Here is a 19,647-nt window from a genome sequence, read left to right as displayed (position 1 = left end):
CGTTCGTCAGGCGGTGGCCGTCGTCCCGGTGGGCGCGGCCGCCGTCCTGGCGCGCGGCTTGCGGTTCGCGCCGACGCCGCCCGCGATGGCCATCGCCCCGAACACGATCAGCACCACGGCGAGCAGCCAGACCAGCGCGATCAGGCTCGCCACCGGCCACACCAGCACCACGACCCCGCCGAGCGCGGTGATCGCGCCGGAGAACACGGCCCACCCGCTCTTGCCGAACCCGTGGAAGATCTCCGCCACGCCGCCGACGACCCAGGTCACGCCGAGCAGCAGCGCCAGCACCGCGATCGTCTGGAACGGCGCGCGCAGGCACAGGATGCCCGCGACCAGCGCCAGCAGCCCGGCCACCGCCATCAGCCAGCGCTGCCGCCCCGGTTCACCGCCGGTGAACGAGCCGACCAGCCAGAACACGCCGGTGATGAGCATCTCCAGGCCGAACAGCACGGCCGCCGTCACCAGCGTGAGCCCCGGCCACAGCAGCACGGCCACGCCGATCAACAGGGTGATCACCCCGAAGGTGATCCACAACGTTCGCCCGCGGCCGGCCTCCGCGTCGCCGCGTCCGGCCTGACCAGCGGTGTTCGCATCGGGATGTGTCATGCGGCCATGGTCCGTCGACCCACCCGCCCACGCAGGGTCGGTTCACTCGTCCGAGTGGTTCGTTCCCGCGGTCGACCCGGCCCGGGGCAGCAGCAGCGACACCACCGCGCCGATGCCGCAGATCACCGCCGTGATCCAGAAGATCTCGTGGTACTCGGTCAGCAACGCCGCCGTCAGCGCCTCGCGGTAGGCCGCCGCCTGCTCGGCGAACTCCTCCGGCGTGAGCCCGAACGGCAGCGGAGTGTTCAAGTCCGCCGTCAGCTCGCGGAACCGGTGCAGCCCCCAGGCCGACAACCCGGCCACCCCGACCAGCATCCCGGTCATCCGCGCCACGACCACGGCGGCCGACGCGACACCGTGCTGCGCCGCCGGCACGACCCGCAGCACCGCCGCCGACACCGGCGCGATCACCAGCCCCAGCCCGAACCCGGCCACCGCCAGGTCCCGCCCCACCACGAACGACGTCACCGAAGCGGGCCACCGCGCGATCAGCGCGTAGGCCGCGCCCGCGATCACCAGCCCCGCGAACGACACCCACCGGTCACCCGACCGCGTGCGCGCCGCGAGCCACCCGCCGACCAGCGCGCCCACCGGCAACGCGATCAGGAACCGCGCCAGCATGGCCGCCGCCGCGGCCGAGTCGCGCCCCAGCACGGTCTGCGCGAACAGCTCCACGTCCACCAACGTCACCATCAACGCCGCACCGGTCGCCGACGACACGCCCAGCGACGCCAGGAACGGCCCCATCGCCACCCCGGCCGGGTCGAGCAGCCGCACCGGCGACCGCCGCTCCCACAGCACGAACCCGGCGAACACCACCGCCGACGCGCCCAGCGCGGGCCAACCCCACGACGGCAGCACCGACCGCGACGGGTCGGGGTTGTAGAGCGCCACCACCAGCAGCGACAGCGCCAGTGCCAGCAGCCCGCCACCGACGAAGTCGATCCGCACCGACGACCGGGCCGACCGCGGCACGGTGAGCTGCACGACCACCATCGCCACCGCCGCCAGCGGCAGGTTCACCCAGAACACCCACCGCCAGCTCTGCGGCTCCACCGACTCGAAGAACGACCAGGCGTTGAACAACGACGCCAACCCGACGCCGTACAGCGTGCCCAGCACGCTGCCCAGCTCCTGAGCCGCGCCCACCACGCCCAACGCCGACGCGCGCCGTTCCGCCGCCCACAGGTCCGCGACCAGCGCCATCGTCACCGGCAGCAACGCGCCACCGGCCAGGCCCTGCACCACCCGCCCGGCCACCAGCAGCGGCAGGTCACCCGCCAGCGCCGTCACCGCCGAGCCCACCGCGAACCCGACCAGGCACAGGTGCAGCACCAGCCGCCGCCCGAACCGGTCCGAGAGCTGCCCCAGCAACGGCATCCCGGCCACGTAGCCGAGCAGGTACCCGGTCACCACGGGCGTGGCGCGTTCCAGGTGGTTCACCGGGATGCCCAGGTCGCGCACCATGTCCACGAGCACGCCGACGACCACGTACGCGTCCAGCGCGCCCAGCAGCACCGCCGCCGCACCGGCCCCGATCGCCAGCCGCCGCGCCTTGACCGCGTTCATCGCCGAACCGTCCACGGCAGGGCTCACGCGGGCGGCGAAACGGTGACGGGCTTGTTGAAGTCGGACAGCTCGATCGTCACCTTCGCCCCGCTCGGCAGGGTGAACAGCGCCTGCTGCACCCGCTCGTCCTTCAGCGAGAACCGCGAGGCCACGTCGGCGTCGATGCCCGGCACCAGCCCGGCGACCACGTCCTTCGGCACGGTCGCCTCGACCACCGCCACCCCGTCGTCGTCCGACACCGTCCTCGCGTCCCGCGCGTCGGCCAGCACCTTGGCCACGCCCTTGTCCGGGTCCAGGATCGCGGTCGGGTCGTACACCTGGCCCGCCAGCGCCGCGGGCAGCTTGGTGAACCCGCCGGTCGGGCCCTTGAAGTACAGGTCCCGCTCGACCAGCACGTACTCGACCTCGATCAACTGGCCGAACTGCTCCACCTTCGCCCGGCCCTGCGACTGGCCCTCGGCGTTCAGGTCGCCCTCGGCGTCCTTCACCGTCACGCCCGGCAGCTCGCCGTCCACCTTGATGGTGAAGTGCGTGCTGGTCACCGACTTCATCCCGGCGGACGCCTTGGCCAGCAGGTCCGGCCCGTCGGGCAGGGAACCGCCGCCACCACCGGACGACGTGCAGCCCGCCACGAGTGCGAGCACGAGCGACCCGATCAGGGCGCGACGAGGGAGCATGGGTGCATCGTAGATCCAGCCACCCGACAGCACGGCCGAACGCTTCCGCAAGGCCCTGACCTGCGTATTCTTCTCGGCGCGGCAAACGGCCCAGCACGTTCGGCCGAGTCGGCAACGCGCCGTTGACCTCCCTTACCTAGGCTTCGTGTCATGAACCGCCAGCAGGAGTTCGTGCTCCGCACCCTCGAGGAACGCGACATCCGGTTCGTCCGGCTCTGGTTCACCGACGTCCTGGGCTTCCTCAAGTCGGTGGCGATCGCACCCGCGGAGCTCGAAGGCGCCTTCAGCGAGGGCATCGGCTTCGACGGCTCGGCCATCGAGGGCTTCGCCCGCGTGTACGAGTCGGACATGGTGGCCAAGCCCGACCCGTCGACGTTCCAGGTGCTGCCGTGGCAGACGCCGGACAAGAGCCACTACTCGGCGCGGATGTTCTGCGACATCGCCATGCCGGACGGCGCGCCGTCGTGGGCCGACCCGCGGCACGTGCTGCGCCGCACCCTGGCCAAGGCCAGCGAAGCGGGCTTCACCTGCTACGTGCACCCCGAGATGGAGTTCTTCCTGCTCAAGGGTCTGCCGGACGACGGGAGCGAGCCCGTCCCGGCCGACAACGGCGGTTTCTTCGACCAGACCAGCCACGAGACCGCGACCCACTTCCGCCGCCACGCCATCGAGGCGCTGGAGGCGATGGGCATCTCGGTCGAGTTCAGCCACCACGAGGGCGCGCCCGGCCAGCAGGAGATCGACCTGCGCTACGCCGACGCCCTGACCATGGCCGACAACGTGATGACGTTCCGGTACGTGATCAAGGAGGTCGCGATCACGCAGGGCGTGCGCGCCTCGTTCATGCCGAAGCCGTTCACCGACCAGCCCGGCAGCGGCATGCACACGCACGTCAGCCTGTTCGAGGGCGACCGCAACGCGTTCTACGACGCCGAGGACCCGTACCAGCTCTCCGACACCGGCAAGATGTTCGTCGCCGGCCTGTTGAAGCACGCCCGCGAGATCTCCGGCGTGACCAACCAGTGGGTGAACTCCTACAAGCGCCTGATCGTGGGCGGCGAAGCGCCGACGGCCGTGTGCTGGGGCCACGCGAACCGGTCCGCGCTGGTGCGCGTGCCGATGTACTCGCCGGGCAAGTCGTCGTCGCGCCGGGTGGAGATCCGCTCCCTCGACTCGGCCTGCAACCCGTACCTGGCGTACGCGGTGATCCTGGCGGCCGGGCTCAAGGGCATCGAGAAGGGCTACGAGCTGCCGCCGCCCGCCGAGGACGACGTGTGGTCGCTGACCGACCGGGAGCGGCGCGCCGCCGGGTACGACAACCTGCCGCAGAACCTCGGCGAGGCGTTGACCGAGATGGAGAACTCCGAACTGCTCCCCGAAGCGCTGGGCGAGCACGTGTACGACTTCTTCCTGCGCAACAAGCGGGCCGAGTGGGACGGGTACCGACGCAGCGTGACGCCGTACGAGCTGCGCAACCTGTTGCCCGTCCTGTGAGGGAGACGCCTGTGCGGGTGGTGCACACCGGGCACTCGGAGAAGCTAGGTTTGCAGACCGTGACCGAGGTGCCCGCGCGTCCGGAATCCCGTCCCACGTTCATCGCCTGCACGGTGGCCACCGCCGCCGACCTGCCCGCGGTGAAGGTGCTGTCCAGCTCGTTCCTGGCCAACCACCCGCAGGCCAGGTTCCTGGCGCTGGTGGTCGACGCCGCGCCGGAGCACTCCGGCCCGGGCCTGGTCACCCCCGCCGACCTGGGGATGAGCCGGGAAGAGCTGGCGGAACTGGCGACCGGCTGCACGGCCGCTCAGCTGTGCGGGGCGCTGCGGCCCAAGCTGCTGGAGCAACTGCTGGGCCAGGGCGTGCCGGTGCTGTGCCTGGACCCGTGGGTGCAGGTCCTCGGCCCGCTGACCGACGTGGTCGAGTCCGCGGTCCGCCGCGGCCCGCTCGTGCTGCTGCCGAGGGCGCTGCGCCCGTTGCCGGACGACGGCCTGCGCCCCACGCCGACCGAGCTGCTCGAAACGGGCGTCTTCGACCCGGGTTTCCTGCTGGTCGCGCCGGGTGCCGAGCCGTTCCTGCGCTCGCTGGCCGACCAGCTGCGCCGCACCCCGGACGCCACCAAGGCCGTCTTGGACATGGCACCCGCCCTGGTCAACCTGCACGTGCTGCGTGACGCCACGGTCGGCCTGTCGGTGTGGAACGCCGCCCAGCGCGACCTGCACCGCCGCCCCGACGGCACCCTGACCACCCTCGGCGAGCCGATCCGCACGGTCCACTTCGCGGGCTTCGACCCCCACCGCCCGTGGCTGCTGTCCGCCGACTTCACCGACCGCCCCCGCGTCCTGCTCTCCGAACACCCGCTGCTGGCCGAGCTGTGCACGACCTACCGGGCCGAACTGGTGCGCAAGGGCCACTCACCCCAACGGGTCCGCTACGGCTTCGGCCAACTCGCCGACGGCACCCAGATCCCGGACGCCCTGCGCGCGGACTACCGCACCACCGCCCGCTCCCACCCGGGCTCCGCCTTCAGCCCCGAAGGCTGGACCCCCGGCGAGCCACCGGCCCCCGAGCCCGCGACGCCGCCGAACGACGTCCGGCCGTCCGCCACGCCCCCCACCACCAACGGCACCGCAGCCGCCGCACCGCCGGCCGAGGCGACCCCGGCGACCGACCGCCCCGCCACGGACGCCACCAACGGCACCGCTGTCCCCACCGGCCGGCCCGAGCCGCCCACGCCCGCCGCCGACCAGGTCGAGCGGGTCGCTTCCCCCGGGTCCTCGGGGACGCTGCCTCCGCCTGCCGCCGGTGAAGTCGAGCGCGCTCCCGGCGACCAGCCCGAGCGTGCCGCCGCTGACCGGCCCGAGCCCGCAGCCCTGCCCGAGTCCTCGACCGCGCCGTCCTCGACCGATCAGCCCGCGCGCCCCTCAACCCCCGGCTCCACCACCAGACCGGCCGCCGGCCCCGCCGCGTCCCCGGCCCGCACCACCCCACCCCCCGCCTTCGGCCCCGACGGCGGAGCCGGGTTCGTGGCCTGGGCCAGCGAACCGGCACCCGACCTCCCCGGCAGCACGCGCTGGGCCGCCGCCCTCTGGCGTTCCGACCCGGCCCTGCGCACCCAGTTCCCCGACCCGTTCGGCGCGGACGCCCCGGCGTTCCGCGACTGGTGCGCGAGCGTCGGCGTCGCGGCGGGCCGGTTGCCGGTCGACGCCGTGCCCCGCCCCCGCACCGAGGCCACCGTCCTGCACGACCAGCTCGGCGTCTCCGTCCTCGGCACCGGCCCGATCGCCGACCTCGTCCACGCCGCCGCACGCGCCTCCGGCCTGCCCACCTCCACCACCGCCGGCTACCCGGTCGTCATCCGCGTCGGAGGCACCACCGAGCGCGTCCCGGACAGCCGCTTCGTGGTCGACTACCTCCTCGACGACGAGCAGCCGACCGACGCCGCCGAGCTCTGGGTCCCCTCCGAGACGACCCGCGCCACCCTCGAACGCCAGGGCGGCCCGACGGTCCGCGTCCTCCCGCTGCCCGTCCCCCCAGCCGAAGACCAGCCTCGCGAGTCACACGAAGGCGTGATCTTCGGTGCCCTCGCCGACCACGCCGTCGACCGCGCGGGCAACGTGCTGGGCGCGGTCTCCGCGTTCCTCTCCGCCTTCCCCGACCGCAACGACGTCACGCTGCGCATCGAGGTCACCCACGCCGACGCGCACCCCGAAGCCGCCGAACGCCTGCGCCTGGCCACCGCCGCCGACCCGCGCATCGAGCTGGTCGACACACTGGGCCCCGTCGACTGCCTCGTCCACCTGCACCGCGGTGGCGCGTGCGACCGGATCGCGCACACCCTCGCCGGGCACGCCGCCCGCGCCACGCCGATCCTGACCTCCGACCACGGCGCGGTCGCCGAGCAGTTCGACAAGGCCGCCGCGATCTTCGTGCCGTGCCGCCAAGGCGTCGAACCCGACGTCCAGGCCGCCGCCAAGCTCATGCGCGCCCTCGCCGACGACCTGCCCACGGCCGTCGCGATCGGCATCAAGGGGCGCGACCACCTCCGCGCCACCCGTGACGTCGCCAAGATCGGCGAAGTCCTCCGCGACCGCGTCGAGCACGCCTACCGCGGCTGGCGCGCCCGCCGCGCGAAGCCCGCGCCGACCGTCGACCCGCTCAAGGCGCTGCACTCGGCCAAGCACGCCCTGCTGCGCCAACCCGACGTCGGCACGGCCAGCCGCACGCCCATGGCGCCGCAACTGCGCAAGGTCGTCCTGCGCGTCCTCGACCACTACGACAACCACATGCGCAACGTGCTCACGTCGCTGGTCGACGGGGTCGAGCGCACGGTCTCCGAGGTGGTCCGCCGCCAGGACGACATGTCCACCGGCATCGGCCTCGGCGAGCTGGAGGTGCTGCGCGCCGAGCTGGAACAGCACACCGAGCACCAGGGCCACCTCGCCGACCAGCTCGTGGGCATCGACGACGGCGTGGTCCGGGTCCGCGCCGACATGGCAGGCCAGGGACGGCGGCTGCGCGAGATCGAGGACGCCGTGGTCGCCGAGGCGGCGAAGCGCGCCAAGCAGGGCGACGCCCTGGCCCAGCGCATCGACAAGCTCGCCGTCGCCCTCGAGCGCACCCTGGACCGGATCGACTCGCTCGAGGCCAAGGTCGTGGACGCGTTCCGGGAGCGTGACGCCAGGCTCGACGCCGGGCTCCGCGCCGCCAACCAGGCACAGCAGACCGCCGACGCCCTGCGCCGCGTGGTGGTGCGCGAGCACGAGCGGCACGGCGAGGTCGTGCCGCGCAGCTCGCTCGTGCTGACCGACGTCGGCCTGCTGCGCCTGCCGGCGGACGACGCGTTCATGCTCCCGATGCTGTCCAGCAACGGGGTGTGGGAGACCGACCTGTCGGAGCTGATCGACTCGGTGGTCGAGCCGGACGGCATCTTCCTCGACGTCGGCGCGTACGTGGGGTACCAGACCGTGCGGATGCTCAGCCGGTTCGGCACGGGTGGCGCGGTGGTCGCGGTCGAACCGTGCCCGTCCGCGCGGGCCCTGCTGCGGCACAACGTCGACGTGAACCTGCCCGAACGGGTGGCGCAGCAGCTCGTGCTGGTCGACGCCGCCGCGTGGGAGAGCACCGGCGAGCTGACCACCAGGCCGTCGTTGACCGGCGGGGTGTCGGTCGAGCCGCTGCCGGAAGGGGCGGGCGAGGACGTGCCGCGCGTGCGTGCCACCAGGCTCGACAAGGAGCTGGAAGCCGTGCCGTCGTTGCAGGGCCGCAGGCTGTCGGTGGTCCGGGTGGACGCGCCGGGCCGTGGCCACCGGGCGTTGGCCGGACTCGTGCGCCTGCTGCGCCGGGATCGGCCGCACGTGTTCCTCGAGTTCTCCGCCTCGGCGACGGAGGGCTTCGGCGACGATCCGGTCACGGTCCTGAAGGAGTTCCGCATCTGGGGCTACGACCTGGTGCCCGTGGCGACCCGCGAGCCCGCCACGCCGGAGCAGATCGTGGCCGCGATGGAGGGCATGCGGACCACCTCGCTGTGGCTGCGACCGCGTCCCGTGACGCCCAAGGGCCCCGGCCCGCAGGTCGCCGTACCCCTCCGGCAGGCCGCTGACCAGGCGATTTGACACCGGCGAAGGTCATGAGTAACTTTTACCGAGTCGCCAGCAAGAACCTCGGAACGAGCGGTTGACACCGCGAATCGGGCCGAGTACACTACTGCGGCGTCAGCTCCCAGAAACGAATAAGCAGCACAGCGTGCTGCCTCCGCTCTGGAAACAGAACAAAGTGAATGCAAAGCGAGTTCATCGCGGAGCCGAGAAGCCGAAACCGGCCGATTTGACACCGCGAAAACGAACGAGCTAAGCTTCAACCAGAACGAAACACAAAGCCCCGGAATGAACCGCGGTAAGACGCGGGACAAGATGGTGAGCGCGTGTTCTTTGAGAACTCAACAGCGTGCCGAATAGCCAGTAAATTTATGAACCTCGTCAAGAGGTTTCCTTTGAGATTGTTACTGGACAACTGACATTACTTGTCAGTGTTGTTCGGAGCGATCGAACTCATTCCTTATTGGAGAGTTTGATCCTGGCTCAGGACGAACGCTGGCGGCGTGCTTAACACATGCAAGTCGAGCGGTAAGGCCCTTCGGGGTACACGAGCGGCGAACGGGTGAGTAACACGTGGGTAACCTGCCCTGTACTCTGGGATAAGCCTGGGAAACTAGGTCTAATACCGGATATGACCTGCCTCCGCATGGTGGTGGGTGGAAAGTTCCGGCGGTACAGGATGGACCCGCGGCCTATCAGCTTGTTGGTGGGGTAATGGCCTACCAAGGCGACGACGGGTAGCCGGCCTGAGAGGGTGACCGGCCACACTGGGACTGAGACACGGCCCAGACTCCTACGGGAGGCAGCAGTGGGGAATATTGCACAATGGGCGAAAGCCTGATGCAGCGACGCCGCGTGAGGGATGACGGCCTTCGGGTTGTAAACCTCTTTCAGCAGGGACGAAGCGCAAGTGACGGTACCTGCAGAAGAAGCACCGGCTAACTACGTGCCAGCAGCCGCGGTAATACGTAGGGTGCGAGCGTTGTCCGGAATTATTGGGCGTAAAGAGCTCGTAGGCGGTTTGTTGCGTCGGCTGTGAAAACTTCACGCTTAACGTGGAGCCTGCAGTCGATACGGGCAGACTTGAGTTCGGCAGGGGAGACTGGAATTCCTGGTGTAGCGGTGAAATGCGCAGATATCAGGAGGAACACCGGTGGCGAAGGCGGGTCTCTGGGCCGATACTGACGCTGAGGAGCGAAAGCGTGGGGAGCGAACAGGATTAGATACCCTGGTAGTCCACGCCGTAAACGGTGGGTGCTAGGTGTGGGGGACTTCCACGTCCTCCGTGCCGCAGCTAACGCATTAAGCACCCCGCCTGGGGAGTACGGCCGCAAGGCTAAAACTCAAAGGAATTGACGGGGGCCCGCACAAGCGGCGGAGCATGTGGATTAATTCGATGCAACGCGAAGAACCTTACCTGGGCTTGACATGCACCGGAAACCTGCAGAGATGTAGGCCTCTTCGGACTGGTGTACAGGTGGTGCATGGCTGTCGTCAGCTCGTGTCGTGAGATGTTGGGTTAAGTCCCGCAACGAGCGCAACCCTCGTTCCATGTTGCCAGCGCGTAATGGCGGGGACTCATGGGAGACTGCCGGGGTCAACTCGGAGGAAGGTGGGGATGACGTCAAGTCATCATGCCCCTTATGTCCAGGGCTTCACACATGCTACAATGGCCGGTACAGAGGGCTGCTAAGCCGTGAGGTGGAGCGAATCCCACAAAGCCGGTCTCAGTTCGGATCGGGGTCTGCAACTCGACCCCGTGAAGTCGGAGTCGCTAGTAATCGCAGATCAGCAACGCTGCGGTGAATACGTTCCCGGGCCTTGTACACACCGCCCGTCACGTCACGAAAGTCGGTAACACCCGAAGCCCGTGGCCCAACCAGCTTGCTGGGGGGAGCGGTCGAAGGTGGGACTGGCGATTGGGACGAAGTCGTAACAAGGTAGCCGTACCGGAAGGTGCGGCTGGATCACCTCCTTTCTAAGGAGCATCTCTCATCCTGGCTTGCCAGGGTGGAGGGCCATGCCGACGGCGAACGATCGTCGGGTGGAGCTCAATATTGTGGATGCTGGCTAATGTAGAACCTCGGGTTGTTCGCGGAGTTAGTACTGTTCCTTCGGGAGCGTGGAAGGGTCCGTGGAGGGTTCAGGGTTTCTGTTCGGTACGCTGTTGGGTCCTGAGGGAACACGTGAGTGTCTCTTTCAGCGAGAAACGACAGGGCGACCTCCGCCTTCGAACCGCTCAGGTGACTGGGTAGGCGTTGGCAGTAGCGGGGTGGTGTCTGGTTGTTCTTTGAGAACTGCACAGTGGATGCGAGCATCTTTGTGGCAAGTTATTAAGGGCACACGGTGGATGCCTTGGCACCAGGAGCCGATGAAGGACGTAGGAGACTGCGATAAGTCTTGGGGAGCTGTCAACCGAGCTGAGATCCAAGAATTTCCGAATGGGGAAACCCGGCCCCAGTCATGTGGGGTCACCCATACCTGAACACATAGGGTATGTGGAGGGAACGCGGGGAAGTGAAACATCTCAGTACCCGCAGGAAGAGAAAACAACCGTGATTCCGTGAGTAGTGGCGAGCGAAAGCGGAAGAGGCTAAACCGTATTCGTGTGATACCCGGCAGGGGTTGCGTGTACGGGGTCGTGGGACTTACTGGCTAGTTCTGCCGGACTGGCAAGGAGTCATAAAATGTCGTGGTTAGCGGAACGCGTCTGGAAAGCGTGGCCGTAGAGGGTGAAAGTCCCGTACGTGAAAACCCGACATCTCCTAGTGATGTTCCCAAGTAGCAGCGAGCTCGTGGAATTTGCTGTGAATCTGGCGGGACCACCCGCTAAGCCTGAATACTCCCTGGTGACCGATAGCGGACTAGTACCGTGAGGGAAAGGTGAAAAGTACCCCGGGAGGGGAGTGAAATAGTACCTGAAACCGTGTGCCTACAATCCGTCGGAGCCTTTAGGGGTGACGGCGTGCCTTTTGAAGAATGAGCCTGCGAGTTAGTGCTGCGTGGCGAGGTTAACCCGTGTGGGGTAGCCGTAGCGAAAGCGAGTCCGAATAGGGCGACAGAGTCGCGTGGTCTAGACCCGAAGCGGAGTGATCTAGCCATGGCCAGGGTGAAGCGTGGGTAAGACCGCGTGGAGGCCCGAACCCACCAGGGTTGAAAACCTGGGGGATGAGCTGTGGTTAGGGGTGAAAGGCCAATCAAACTCCGTGATAGCTGGTTCTCCCCGAAATGCATTTAGGTGCAGCGTCGTGTGTTTCGTGCCGGAGGTAGAGCACTGGATGGTCTAGGGGGCCCACAAGCTTACCGAAATCAACCAAACTCCGAATGCCGGTACGTGAGAGCGCGGCAGTGAGACTGCGGGGGATAAGCTTCGTAGTCGAGAGGGAAACAGCCCAGAACGCCGGCTAAGGCCCCTAAGTGTGTGCTAAGTGGGAAAGGATGTGGGGTCGCCCAGACAACCAGGAGGTTGGCTTAGAAGCAGCCACCCTTTAAAGAGTGCGTAATAGCTCACTGGTCAAGTGGTCCTGCGCCGACAATGTAGCGGGGCTTAAGCACACCGCCGAAGCCGTGTCATTCAGAGCTTGTCTCTGGATGGGTAGGGGAGCGTCGTTCAGCCACTGAAGCTGCAGGGGAACCTAGTGGTGGAGGCTGGACGAGTGAGAATGCAGGCATGAGTAGCGAAAGCAGAGTGAGAAACTCTGCCGCCGGATGACCAAGGGTTCCTGGGCCAGGCTAATCCGCCCAGGGTAAGTCGGGACCTAAGGCGAGGCCGACAGGCGTAGTCGATGGACAACGGGTTGATATTCCCGTACCCGTGTGAACGCGCCCATGGCGAACCTTGTGATACTAACCGCCCGAAGCCTGTTCTGATTCTTCGGATGATGGACTACGTGGAGCGCGGGACCTGAACTTGTAGTAGTCAAGCGATGGGGTGACGCAGGAGGGTAGCTCCGCCAGTGAGTGGTAGTACTGGTGTAAGCGTGTAGGCCGTAGCATAGGCAAATCCGTGCTGCATATAGGCTGAGACGTGATGCATAGCCGATTGAGGCGAAGTAGGGTGATCCCATGCTGCCGAGAAAAGCCTCTAGTGAGTGTTCATGCGGCCCGTACCCCAAACCGACACAGGTGGTCAGGTAGAGAATACCGAGGCGATCGGGCGAACTGTGGTTAAGGAACTCGGCAAAATGCCCCCGTAACTTCGGGAGAAGGGGGGCCGAGGGATTTGAAGCCCCTTGCGGGCTAGGATTTTTCGGCCGCAGAGACCAGCGAGAAGCGACTGTTTACTAAAAACACAGGTCCGTGCGAAGTCGCAAGACGATGTATACGGACTGACGCCTGCCCGGTGCTGGAACGTTAAGGGGACCGGTTAGCTCTTCGGGGCGAAGCTGAGAACTTAAGCGCCAGTAAACGGCGGTGGTAACTATAACCATCCTAAGGTAGCGAAATTCCTTGTCGGGTAAGTTCCGACCTGCACGAATGGCGTAACGACTTCTCGACTGTCTCAACCACAGGCCCGGCGAAATTGCATTACGAGTAAAGATGCTCGTTACGCGCGGCAGGACGGAAAGACCCCGGGACCTTTACTATAGCTTGGTATTGGTGTTCGGTTCGGCTTGTGTAGGATAGGTGGGAGACTGTGAAGCTGTGACGCCAGTCATGGTGGAGTCGTCGTTGAAATACCACTCTGGTCGTACTGGATGTCTAACCTCGGTCCGTGATCCGGATCAGGGACAGTGCCTGGTGGGTAGTTTAACTGGGGCGGTTGCCTCCCAAAGGGTAACGGAGGCGCTCAAAGGTTCCCTCAGCCTGGTTGGCAATCAGGTGTCGAGTGCAAGTGCACAAGGGGGCTTGACTGTGAGACCGACGGGTCGAGCAGGGACGAAAGTCGGAACTAGTGATCCGGCCATGGCTTGTGGAAGCGTGGTCGCTCAACGGATAAAAGGTACCCCGGGGATAACAGGCTGATCTTGCCCAAGAGTCCATATCGACGGCATGGTTTGGCACCTCGATGTCGGCTCGTCGCATCCTGGGGCTGGAGTAGGTCCCAAGGGTTGGGCTGTTCGCCCATTAAAGCGGTACGCGAGCTGGGTTTAGAACGTCGTGAGACAGTTCGGTCCCTATCCGCCGCGCGCGTAGGATACTTGCGGAAGGCTGTCCCTAGTACGAGAGGACCGGGACGGACGGACCTCTGGTGTGCCAGTTGTCCTGCCAAGGGCATTGCTGGTTGGCTACGTTCGGAAGGGATAACCGCTGAAAGCATCTAAGCGGGAAGCCTGTTCCTAGATGAGGTATCCCACCCTTTGTGGGTTAAGGCCCCCAAGAGACTATTGGGTTGATAGGCCGGAGATGGAAGGTCGGTAACGGCTGGAGTTGACCGGTACTAATAGGCCGAGGACTTGTTACGAAGACGCTACGCATCCACTGTGCGGTTCTGAAAGAACCGAACCGGACCATCTGGTCGGGCACGAGAGTGTCTGGTCGGGTGCCTACGGGTTGGTAATTTCATAGTGTTTCGGTGGTCATAGCGGTTGGGGAACACCCGGTCCCATTCCGAACCCGGTAGTTAAGCCTTCCAGCGCCGATGGTACTGCACTCGTGAGGGTGTGGGAGAGTAGGACGCCGCCGAGCATTCTTCCCCGTAGGGGCACTCGTTATTCGAGTGCCCCTACGGGTTTTTTGCGTTACGGTCCGGTGGTGGCCGAGGTGACGAGACACGATGACCTGGCGGAGTTCTGGGCGCTGACCGGGGACTTCTTCAACGCCGACCCGGTGTTCCACACGATCCCGATCGCCGCGATCGACCGCAGGCTCAACCACGCGGCACCCGAGGACGAGCCGCCGCTGCTGGTCAGCGTCACGGAGGACGGCGTGCTGGTGGCCGCGGCCCTGCGCACACCGCCGTGGCCGCTGACGCTGAGCGGTGTCGCACCGGAGTGGGCCGAGGTCGTCGCGGACGCCCTGGCCGGTGCCGTGGAACTCCCCGGCGTCAACGGGCCGCGTGACTCGGCAGAGGCTTTCGTCGTCGCCTGGGCCGCCCGCACCGGCTGCGGCGCCCGCGAGCACATGGCGTTGCGCCTCTACCAGCTCGGCGACCTCACCGTCCCCGACGTTCCCGGCGCGGCCCGCCTGGCGACCTCGGACGACCTCGACCTGCTCAGCCGCTGGCGCACCGCCTTCGCCGAGGAGGCGGCCGTCCAGACGGCCGAGGTGGACAGCGTGGAGCGGTCCCGGCTCATGGTGAACATCAGCATGGCGGCCGGGAACGGTCACCTGATCTGGTACCAGGGCGACACACCGGTGGCGTGGGCCGGTGCGAGCGCCCCGGCGTCCGGCATGTCCCGCATCGGCCCCGTCTACACCCCGCCGGAGCACCGCAGGCACGGCTACGGCGCGGCCGTCACCGCGGCGTGCGCGTTGTGGGCGCGCGAGCACGGCGCGGAGCACGTCGTCCTCTACACCGACCTGGCGAACCCGACGTCGAACTCGATCTACCAGCGGATCGGGTTCCGGGCGGTGGTCGACTCGGCGGAGTTCGTGTTCACCCCCGCCGGTGGCTGAGCAGGTCGCCCGGCTGGCAGTCCAACGCGTCGCACAGGGCGGTCAACGTGCTGAACCGGATCGCCCTGGCCCGGCCGTTCTTGAGGATCGACAGGTTGACCACGGTCACGCCGACCCGGTCCGCCAACTCGGTCAACGTCATGCCGCGCTCGGCCAGCAGCCGGTCCAGGTGCACCTGGATGCTCACACGGTTCCCTCCAGGTCCGCGCGCATGTCCGCGCTCGTGCGCATGATCTTCGCAAGCGACAGCAGACCGACTCCCGTCACCACCGCCCACCACGGCACGGACCAGTCGAACAGGAACTCGCCCAGGGGCACGTCGAACGTGACGGCGCGCCTCAGCAGCAGGGTGCGGACCAGGGCTTCGACCAACGTCACCAGCGGCAGGGCCAGGAGGGTGAACCACCCGAGCCGACGCAACCGGTCGGAGGTCGCCGCGGTGTGGATGCCTTCTTCGAAAGCGCGCTCGAGCAACCTCATCAGCAGGAAGAACAGCGCGGCGTAGGCGAACCAGGATGGCGCGCGGTCGAAGGCGCTGAGCACGCGGTCGCCGGAACTGGGCTCGGCCAGGCAGTAGCGCAGCTCCGCCGGGTGGGTGGACGCCCCGGCGCGCAACGTTCCCCCTCCCTGGTACTCCGCGCTGAAGCTGCCGGCGATCACGGCCGACGAGAAGCACACGTCGCCGAACTTCTGCCACGTGCCGAGCAGGACGCCCACGGCGGCGACGGACCACAGGAACCGCACCAGGCTGGTGAACGGCTGCAACGGGTTGCGCGCCAACGCTCACACCGTCCCTTCGAGGTCGGCCCGCATGTCCGCGCCCGTGCGCATGATCTTCGCAAGCGTCAGCAGGCCGGCTCCGGTGACCACCGCCCACCACGGGACGTCCCACTCCCCGAGGAACGAGAGTGCGCCGGCGTCGTAGGTGACCGCGGCGTGCACCAACGTGGTGCGTGCGATCGACTCGACCCACGTCGCCCCGAGTACCGCCCACAACAGGCAGTGGCCGAGCCGCCGCACGCGGACCGCCGTGTCGACGGTGTGGACGCCTTCGCCGGCCGCGCGCTTGAGCAGCAGCAGGAGCACCAGCAGCGTGGAGGCGTAGGCGTACCAGGCGACCACGTCGGCGACGAAGCCGGTCAACCGCTGCCAGAGCGCGGGTTCCTGCACGCACAGCCACACCTCGCGCACCCCGTCCAGCGTGGTGCCCGGGGCGAGGCCCTGCTCCTCCCCGTCGTACGGCCAGTTCCGCGCGACGAAGCACACCGGCTGGGTGATCATCACGTACAGGCGGGCCACCGTGCCGATCACGAGCGCGCCGGCGGTCACCGTGAAGACCATGGACGCCGTGTTGGCCAGCGGTTGTAAGAGGTTCCCCTTCGACATGACATGCCCCCCGCATATCGTTTATCGATGTTATCGAGAAACGATACCCCCGAAGACCTCCCGCGTCACGGGCCGGTTGCGGGCGTGGGAGGAGAACACCAGGGACGTGGTCGTGTCGCCGTACCGCTGCGCCTGCTCGACGAACTCCTCCAGCTCGACCATCGACCGGCACACCACGCGCAGCAGCCAGCAGTCGTCGCCGGTCACGTGGTCGGCGTCGCGCACCTGAGCCAGCGTCACCACCCGCTCGCGGAACCGCGGCGTGTCCAGGCTGCGGACCCGCACCCGCACGATGGCCTCGATCGGCAACCCGAGCCGGTGGGTGTCGACCACCGCGACGTAGCCGGTGACGATCCCGGCCTGCTCCAGCCGCCGCACGCGCTCGGTCGTCGCGGGTGCGGACAGGGAGACCCGCCTGGCCAGCTCGGTGAACGTCATCCGGCCGTCGCGCTGGAGCAGCTCCAACAACTTCCAATCCAGATCGTCCAGTTCCACCGTGGAATCGTAAGCGGATCGCGGTCGACGCCTGGAGTTCTCCATGGGGAAGAACACGCTGGTCAGCGACGATCTACCCATGAACAACACGCTCCGCTTCCCCGCCGCCGACCCCGCTGCCGCCGCCGCGTTCTTCGCCGCCGAGCTGGCCTTCGAGGCCGACCCGGACGACGTGGTCCGCGACCTCCTGGCCGGCACGACCGAGGGGTTCCGGCTCGTCGAGACCCGCAGTGCCGAGGCGTTCGCCCGCCTGCGCATCCCCGGCGCGATCAACCTCCCGCACTGGGACGTGGACGAGACCACGACCGCGGGCTGGGACCGGGACCTGGTCTACGTCTGCTACTGCGAGAGCTTCGAGTGCAACGCGGCCACCAAGGGCGCGCTCAAGCTGTCGCGGCTCGGGTTCAAGGTGAAGCGGCTGGCCGGTGGCATCACGACCTGGCACGCGTCCGGCTACCCCGTGGAGGGTGGGACGGTGGCCGCGGGCGCACACGTGAACCCGCACGGGATCGCCTGCGACTGCTGACTACCCTCGGACGGGTGACGCGCTTGCTCGTGCTGCAGCCCGATGCCGACGACCCGCCCGCCCGCCTCGGCGAGTGGCTGACCGCCGCCGGGGCGGTGCTGGACGTGGTGAAGCCCTACGAGGACCCGGTCCCCGACACGCTGGACGGCTACCAGGGCGTGGTGTGCCTGGGCGGTGCCATGGGGGCGTTGGACGACGCCGTGCACCCGTGGCTGGCCGATGTGCGCAAGCTCCTGTCGCACGCCGTGTCGAAGAACGTGCCGCTGCTGGCCGTCTGCCTCGGCGCGCAACTGCTCGCCGTGGCCACCGGCGGGCAGGTGCGGCGCAGCCCGCAGGGGCCCGAGATCGGCGTGCAGCTGGTCGCCAAGCGGGACGCGGCGAGCGGCGACCCGTTGTTCAACGACCTGCCGTGGACGCCGGACGTGCTCCAGTTCCACGAGGACGAGGTCGGGTTCCTGCCGCCGACCGCGGTGCTGCTCGCGTCGTCCCCGAAGTGCGCCAACCAGGCGTTCCGGGTGGGTGATCGCGCCTACGGCGTGCAGTTCCACATCGAGACCACGCCGGAAGTGGTTCTGGGTTGGGCGGCGGGGTACCCAGAGGCCGTGGAAGGTGTGCGTCCGGGGGTGCTCGACCCGGTCCGGCTGGCCGAGGGGCACGAGGACATCCGGGAGGTGTGGCAACCGTTTGCCGAACGATTCGTGCGCCTGGCGGCCGGTGAGCTGACGATCCACCGGAGCCTGCCGCTGGTGTGACGAACCTCCACCGATGTGAGCGTTCATCGTTCGGACAGGTAGCGTTCACCTCGTCGTTGTGAGTGTTCATCGGCCAGACGGGTAGCGTTTACCTTCGACTGTGTCGATTCAGTTGGAGGAATCAGCGTGGATGCCTCGCTCCTCGTCATCATCGTGGTCATCACAGCTCTGGTCTTCGACTTCACCAACGGCTTCCACGACACCGCGAACTCGATGGCGACCTCCATCGCCACCGGCGCGCTGCGGCCCCGCACGGCCGTCGCGTTCTCCGCGGTGTTGAACCTGGTGGGAGCGTTGCTGTCGGTCGAGGTGGCCAAGACCATCTCCGGCGGGATCGTCGACGACGCCAGAATCACGCCCGCGATCGTGTTCGGCGGGTTGATCGGCGCCATCATGTGGAACCTGGTGACCTGGTACGTCGGGCTGCCGTCGAGCTCGTCGCACGCCCTGTTCGGCGGTCTGATCGGGGCGACCTGGATCGCCTCGGGCGCCGACGCGGTGCACTTCGCGAAGGTCGTGGACAAGGTCGTGGCGCCCGCGATCGCCGCGCCCCTGGTGGCGGGCATCGTGGCGATGCTGGCCACCTACCTGACCTACCGGCTGACCAAGCGGGCCCGCAGGTCGGTGACCGACAAGGGATTCAAGGCGGGCCAGATCGCGTCCGCCGCGCTCATGTCGCTGGCGCACGGCACGAACGACGCCCAGAAGACGATGGGCATCATCACGCTGACCCTGATCACCGCGGGCACGCTCGCGCCCGGCTCCGAGCCGCCGCTGTGGGTGATCCTGAGCGCGGCGATCGCCATCGCGCTGGGCACGTACCTGGGCGGGTGGCGGATCACCAAGACCCTGGGCTCGGGCCTGACCACGATCGAGGCGCCGCAGGGCTTCGCCGCCCAGACCAGTGCGGCGACCGTGATCATGGCGTCCTCGCACCTGGGGTTCGCGCTGTCCACGACGCACGTGGCGTCCGGCGGCATCATGGGCTCCGGCCTGGGCCGCCAGCGCGACGGCGTGCGGTGGGGCGTGGCCGGTCGGATGGCCGCGGCGTGGGGGCTGACGCTGCCGGCGGCGGGCCTGGTCGGCGCGCTCGCGGGCAAGGTCGCGTCCCTGGGCACGGTGGGCGTGGTCGCCGTGGCGGCGGCCGGTGTGGGAATGTCGCTGGTGATCTGGCTGCTGTCGCGCCGGGAACCGGTGCGGCCCGAGCACGTGGTGGACGAGATCGCGGCGCAGGCCGAGACGCACAAGGTGGCAGCGTGAAGATCGACTGGGCGGCATTGGGCGCCGTGTTCGGCGTGAGCCTCGCGGTGGTGCTGGGGCTGGTCCTGCTGTTCTCGGGCGGCCTGCGGGCGCTGTCGGCGCGGGAGGCGGCGCAGGAGCGCCAGGCGTCGACCGCGCTGCCGACGGTCGCCGCGGCGGTGTGCCTGCTGGCGTGCGTGACCGTGGTGTTGTTCGGTATCTACTTGATCGTGGCCGGCTGACCG

At 67.8% G+C, this 19,647-nt stretch carries 14 protein-coding genes and 3 rRNA genes; 10 read left to right on the top strand and 7 right to left on the bottom strand.

Annotated features, from left to right (window positions below):
* Positions 1-6: 6 nt before the first annotated feature.
* The 3 genes from FHX81_RS16290 to FHX81_RS16280 are packed head-to-tail and all read right to left on the bottom strand — an operon-like array spanning position 7 to position 2,855.
* Positions 7-609: an HdeD family acid-resistance protein gene (locus FHX81_RS16290; protein WP_141978976.1), complete on the bottom strand. Its 603-nt coding sequence runs from the start codon at positions 607-609 to the stop codon at positions 7-9.
* 42 nt (positions 610-651) lie between these two features.
* Positions 652-2,178: an MFS transporter gene (locus tag FHX81_RS16285; RefSeq protein WP_141978975.1), complete on the bottom strand. Its 1,527-nt coding sequence runs from the start codon at positions 2,176-2,178 to the stop codon at positions 652-654.
* 23 nt (positions 2,179-2,201) lie between these two features.
* Entirely contained in the window at positions 2,202-2,855 is a 654-nt protein-coding gene (locus FHX81_RS16280; RefSeq protein WP_141978974.1) for an LppX_LprAFG lipoprotein, read from the bottom strand.
* A 150-nt stretch (positions 2,856-3,005) separates the two neighbouring features.
* On the opposite strand from FHX81_RS16280, the gene FHX81_RS16275 reads away from it, so the two are divergent.
* The 6 genes from FHX81_RS16275 to FHX81_RS16250 all read left to right on the top strand — a co-directional run bounded on the left by FHX81_RS16275 (position 3,006) and on the right by FHX81_RS16250 (position 15,004).
* Positions 3,006-4,349 (top strand): glutamine synthetase family protein, encoded by a 1,344-nt coding sequence (locus FHX81_RS16275; protein ID WP_141978973.1) that lies wholly within the window; start codon positions 3,006-3,008, stop codon positions 4,347-4,349.
* Between the two features lie 59 nt (positions 4,350-4,408).
* On the top strand, positions 4,409-8,464 hold the full coding sequence (locus FHX81_RS16270) for an FkbM family methyltransferase (RefSeq protein WP_141978972.1): 4,056 nt from the start codon (positions 4,409-4,411) through the stop codon (positions 8,462-8,464).
* Between the two features lie 442 nt (positions 8,465-8,906).
* Positions 8,907-10,424 (top strand): 16S ribosomal RNA (locus FHX81_RS16265).
* Between the two features lie 345 nt (positions 10,425-10,769).
* Positions 10,770-13,850: ribosomal RNA gene (locus FHX81_RS16260) — 23S ribosomal RNA — on the top strand.
* 107 nt (positions 13,851-13,957) lie between these two features.
* A 5S ribosomal RNA gene (gene rrf / locus FHX81_RS16255) occupies positions 13,958-14,074 on the top strand.
* Together the 16S, 23S and 5S rRNA genes form the textbook arrangement of a ribosomal RNA operon.
* Positions 14,075-14,149: 75 nt before the next feature.
* Positions 14,150-15,004 (top strand): GNAT family N-acetyltransferase, encoded by an 855-nt coding sequence (locus FHX81_RS16250; protein ID WP_141978971.1) that lies wholly within the window; start codon positions 14,150-14,152, stop codon positions 15,002-15,004.
* Here the strand turns inward: FHX81_RS16250 and FHX81_RS16245 are convergent.
* The 4 genes from FHX81_RS16245 to FHX81_RS16230 are packed head-to-tail and all read right to left on the bottom strand — an operon-like array spanning position 14,985 to position 16,885.
* Positions 14,985-15,191 carry a helix-turn-helix domain-containing protein gene (locus FHX81_RS16245; RefSeq protein ID WP_141978970.1) on the bottom strand — a complete coding sequence of 69 codons (207 nt, stop codon included), beginning with the start codon at positions 15,189-15,191 and terminating at the stop codon, positions 14,985-14,987. The genes FHX81_RS16250 and FHX81_RS16245 overlap by 20 nt on opposite strands.
* Positions 15,188-15,784, bottom strand: coding sequence for a hypothetical protein (locus FHX81_RS16240; RefSeq protein WP_141978969.1), 597 nt, complete (start codon positions 15,782-15,784; stop codon positions 15,188-15,190). The genes FHX81_RS16245 and FHX81_RS16240 overlap by 4 nt, the downstream gene beginning before the upstream one ends.
* Before the next feature lie 3 nt (positions 15,785-15,787).
* Entirely contained in the window at positions 15,788-16,390 is a 603-nt protein-coding gene (locus tag FHX81_RS16235; RefSeq protein WP_141978968.1) for a hypothetical protein, read from the bottom strand.
* Between the two features lie 30 nt (positions 16,391-16,420).
* Entirely contained in the window at positions 16,421-16,885 is a 465-nt protein-coding gene (locus FHX81_RS16230) for an Lrp/AsnC family transcriptional regulator (RefSeq protein WP_141978967.1), read from the bottom strand.
* A 79-nt stretch (positions 16,886-16,964) separates the two neighbouring features.
* On the opposite strand from FHX81_RS16230, the gene FHX81_RS16225 reads away from it, so the two are divergent.
* From FHX81_RS16225 to FHX81_RS16210, 4 genes are all read left to right on the top strand, one after another.
* Entirely contained in the window at positions 16,965-17,411 is a 447-nt protein-coding gene (locus FHX81_RS16225; protein ID WP_141978966.1) for a rhodanese-like domain-containing protein, read from the top strand.
* A gap of 14 nt (positions 17,412-17,425) precedes the next feature.
* Complete coding sequence (locus FHX81_RS16220; protein WP_170232070.1) at positions 17,426-18,163, top strand: type 1 glutamine amidotransferase; 738 nt, start codon at positions 17,426-17,428, stop codon at positions 18,161-18,163.
* A gap of 126 nt (positions 18,164-18,289) precedes the next feature.
* Complete coding sequence (locus FHX81_RS16215) at positions 18,290-19,423, top strand: inorganic phosphate transporter (RefSeq protein ID WP_141978965.1); 1,134 nt, start codon at positions 18,290-18,292, stop codon at positions 19,421-19,423.
* Positions 19,420-19,644: a hypothetical protein gene (locus tag FHX81_RS16210; protein WP_141978964.1), complete on the top strand. Its 225-nt coding sequence runs from the start codon at positions 19,420-19,422 to the stop codon at positions 19,642-19,644. The genes FHX81_RS16215 and FHX81_RS16210 overlap by 4 nt, the downstream gene beginning before the upstream one ends.
* Positions 19,645-19,647: the final 3 nt, after the last annotated feature.

The organism is Saccharothrix saharensis (genome assembly GCF_006716745.1).
In the GTDB taxonomy this organism is placed as follows: domain Bacteria; phylum Actinomycetota; class Actinomycetes; order Mycobacteriales; family Pseudonocardiaceae; genus Actinosynnema; species Actinosynnema saharense.
This window is presented reverse-complemented; position numbering and strand designations above follow the sequence as displayed.